The organism is Protofrankia sp. CiP1_Cm_nod1 (assembly GCF_920888515.1).
Taxonomy (GTDB): domain Bacteria; phylum Actinomycetota; class Actinomycetes; order Frankiales; family Frankiaceae; genus Protofrankia.
The window spans coordinates 1-3,596 of record NZ_CAKKTM010000109.1 but is presented as its reverse complement, the minus strand read 5'-3'; the positions used below and the strand labels follow the sequence as shown (position 1 = coordinate 3,596).

The window sequence follows — 3,596 nt, the reverse complement described above, 5'->3', positions numbered from 1 at the left end:
GCCCAGCACCAGCTCGTGCCGGTGCGGGGCGACCACCTCGAACGGCTCGCCGGCGCCCGGGCGCTCCCTCCCGGCGATCACCAGCGGCAGTTCGGCGCGCTCCCCCGCCAGCCGCTCCAGCGCCGCCCGCAGGCTGGCGCGCTGCGGGCTGCCCGGGGCATAGGCGCGGACCGGCTCGTTGACCGGTTCCGGGACGACAGCGACGGCATCCATCCCAACCCACCCTCCGAAGCGCTGGAAACCGAGCATTGGAAACACCGCGCCGGGACGCTCGAGGGGCGGGCCGGCCAGCCCGCGGCGCCCCTCCTGGAACGCTCCCAGACCAGGCGGCCCGCGGCCGTCCGCGACGCGCAGGAATATGTTCGCGCCTCGGGCGGCCGCCGTCCGCTGTTGTCCGCGCTCTGTCAGGTCCCGGTTCGGGTGCCGGGCCGGGCGCCGGGCCTGTGCCCGGGCCGCCCACAGGCGTCAGACGAGGTCCGCCAGCTCCTGGGTGGCGTACCAGAGCAGTTCGTAGCCGTCGGCGGTGTCCACCACGAACGCCGCGTCATCGCTGCCGAGGTCGGCCGCCACGATCGCCTCCGCCGCGGCGGCCACGGCGGCGACGGCGTCGACGGCGTCCACGTGGACGGCGGCGACGGCGGCCAGGGGCACCGGGCCGCCGATCTCGACGACGCCCCGGTCGAGGTCGTTGCGGATCCGCAGGCCGGAGTCGTCCACGTCCACTGCGAGGACCACCCGCCGGCGGGGCGCGCCCGGGTCGACGTCGAGCAGCCGCAGGCTGGCGCGGGCCGCGTCGAGCAGGAGCGCGTACTCCATCTCCTCGATGTCGGAGTGGGCATACCACTCCCGGACGGCGGGGGTGACCGCGAAGCCGAGCCCCGCCGGGACCGCCCGGTCCGCGAGGACACGCCGGGCGGCCGACAGCGTCGACGGCAGGTAGACACGCACGCTGCCAGTGTGCCGTGCGGCGCTCGACGGCCCGCACGCCGGGCACACGGAGCCAGCCGCCAGGACGGCCGACGCACGAGGGCCGGACGGGTCAGCCAGCGGCCGCCAGACGGCCGTCGGCGCCGGACGAGGCCGTGGGCACGGATGCCGTTGGTGAGGCCGTGGACGGCGTGCCCGTGGACGGCGTCCCGATGCCGGCCTCCGCCAGCGCCGCCGCGCTCGTCCGCAGCGAGGTCTGGAAAACCTCCTGCCGGCGGCTGAGATCCATGACGTTACCGCCGATGATCTCCAGATCCTCCGGCCCCGGGCAGATCACCGTGACCTTCGTCCCGGTGGCCCGCAGCAGTTCGGTCTCCCGGATCAGCACCCTGGTCGCCAGCCGCCGCATCTGGCGTTCGAGCCGGGCCAGCGCGCCCCGGGGCTGGTCGAAGCCTAACGAGCAGGCGGGCGCGAGCACCACGACCTCGTCGAGACCGGCGTCGACGAGCAGGTCCACCGATGTTGGCGACCGCGTCCCACCGTCCACATAGGGCTGCCCGTCGATAACGACGGGCGCGTACCATGACGGGATCGCGCACGACGCCATCACGGCCTCGGCGATCGACGCCCGGGGCGCGTCCGGCGAGCCGAACACGACCCGTGTCCCGGTGTCGTAGTCCATCGCGACGATCCACAACGGCGCGGGAGTCGGCCAGGTGGTCACGGTGGCGCCCACGGAGGACACCAGGTCGCCGACGGCGGCCAGCGTCCCGCGGCCCTGCGGGAGCAGGGAGACCAGGGCGACCAGCGGGGTCACCCGGCGTGGGTGCAGGGCCGAGGTGGCGAGCAGCCGACGCGAGCCGATGCGCATCCGCGGCCGCGGCGGGAGAGCCGAACCGAGGCGGGTGTAGTCGAGGACCGGATCGCCGAACAACGGCTCGCCGTATTCGGAGTTGACCATTGTTTCGACGCTCGTGCCAAGGCCGATCAGAGCCGCCAGCACCGCTCCGGCCGAGGTACCGACGGTCATGTCCATGTCGCGGACGTCGACGCCGGCCGCTTCCTCGTAGGCGCTCAGGGCACCGATCATCCACGCCGACCCGAGCACCCCCCCGGCGCCCAGTACCAGTCCGCGGCGGGGAACCCTGCTGCCAGCCATCAGCCACCTCCTGCTGCGCGTCACAACCTGCTGTGCGTCACAACCCCCCGGTACATGCCCCCGCCGCCAGCGACAGGGACCATGCCGGCGGCAGCGGTACACACCTCTGGCCCGCCGCGCACGTTCTCGTGGCTGGCCACCGCGCCTTCCCAGCATGCGGCACGCCAGGAACCAACGCTGCCCAGGAACCGACACCGTCCTGGAGCCGACCGGCACCGTCCCCAGGGGACGACCGGCACCGTCCAGGGCGGAGTCAGGGCGGAGTCAGGGCGGCCGGCGCGGCAACGCCCTACTCGGGAACCTCCTCCTCGCCGAAATTCGTCTCCAGCACGCCCCACCCCCGCAGCCGTTCGGAGAACTCCTGCGGAGTGGTGTCGTGCAGAAGGGCCAACGCCCTCAGGTCGCCGTCCCGGATGGAGAGGACCTGTCCGGCGTAGTCGTCCCGCTGGCGCTGTATCTGCGCCACCCACCGGCGCACCAGCGCGGACGAGTCCGGTGGCGCCTCAGCGAGTTTCTTCAGGTTGAGGACGGTGCGGTGCCGGTGCTCGCGAGGAGGTAGCGCCTCCTCCTCCGGCAGCAGCGCCGAGACCGGAACGCCGTAGAACGCGGCGAGTTCCGAGAGCTGGTGAACGCTGATCATCCGGTCGCCACGCTCGTAGGAGCCAACCGCCGCGGTCTTCCAGCGCCCGCGTGACTTCTGCTCCACACCTTGCAGGGACAACCCCTGCTGGATCCGTATGGCCCGGAGACGAGCTCCCACGGCCTTCGCGTACTCCCGACTCATCCGATACACCCCCCGTCCACCTCAACAGAGCACTTGGTGATCATTTATCGCTCCCACCACTGCCCCACCACTGCGGTGACGCAGGTGCTCACACTAACTGAACGTTACCCGAAAAGGATAGCTACATTTGATTAATGCAATTAGTCATCTGATCGTCACCATGGTTACTTCCCGTAAGATCTCTCCCCTCGCCAGAAGTGAAATCCACCCGAGCGGCACCGGCGCCACGCTGCGAACAGCATGATGATTGCTAACAGCTATCTTTTCTCTACGATCAGTCACTCAGACAGGCTGCCCCGGAACCGCAGTCCGTAACCGTTCCGCTGGCTGGTTAGAGGAAGATTTGCTTGTAAAAACGGCATTCCCGGCAGAGGAAGGTCGCCCGGATCGGTTACTCTTCGTATAAAATTAGCGGGACAAGTCATACTAGATCAAAAAGCGTCCGAAGCCGGGCGCGACCCGTCGGCCCGCGGCCCGCGCAGCCTCGTCCATGCGGCCGGCCCCAGCCGCCCGCACGGCTCGTACGCACAGATCACTACAAATCGTCCTTATATGATCACATTCCGCGCACGATGCACGGCGTGCTGACAGGTGCCGGCCGTCCAGGCGCCGCCCGCGCGGTCGAACATCCGTCGGGCACGCTCCGGCGCGGCCCGCGCCCGCGGGCCGTCAGGGCAGCCGCTCCCCCCGCCCCCGGGCCGAAGCCCGGCGCGGCCCGCGCCCGCG

General features: G+C 71.0%; 3 protein-coding genes and 1 pseudogene. All 4 read right to left on the bottom strand.

Translation table 11 applies throughout. The annotated features are described in order from the left end of the window. A pseudogene (locus NBX02_RS05385) lies at nt 1-213 on the bottom strand (L-glutamate gamma-semialdehyde dehydrogenase); the annotation flags it as partial. Nucleotides 214-465: 252 nt separating this feature from the next. Continuing rightward, entirely contained in the window at nt 466-948 is a 483-nt protein-coding gene (locus NBX02_RS05380; protein WP_250287415.1) for a DUF6912 family protein, read from the bottom strand. 91 nt (nt 949-1,039) lie between these two features. Next, nucleotides 1,040-2,086, bottom strand: coding sequence for a patatin-like phospholipase family protein (locus NBX02_RS05375; RefSeq protein ID WP_250287416.1), 1,047 nt, complete (start codon nt 2,084-2,086; stop codon nt 1,040-1,042). Nucleotides 2,087-2,375: 289 nt separating this feature from the next. Then, entirely contained in the window at nt 2,376-2,870 is a 495-nt protein-coding gene (locus NBX02_RS05370) for a transcriptional regulator (protein ID WP_250287418.1), read from the bottom strand. Nucleotides 2,871-3,596: the final 726 nt, after the last annotated feature.

Bases quoted from the DNA above. Each gene is read 5' to 3' on its own strand.
- NBX02_RS05375 (WP_250287416.1), bottom strand. From the start codon at position 2,086: ATGGCTGGCAGCAGGGTTCCCCGCCGCGGACTGGTACTGGGCGCCGGG.
- NBX02_RS05370 (WP_250287418.1), bottom strand. From the start codon at position 2,870: ATGAGTCGGGAGTACGCGAAGGCCGTGGGAGCTCGTCTCCGGGCCATA.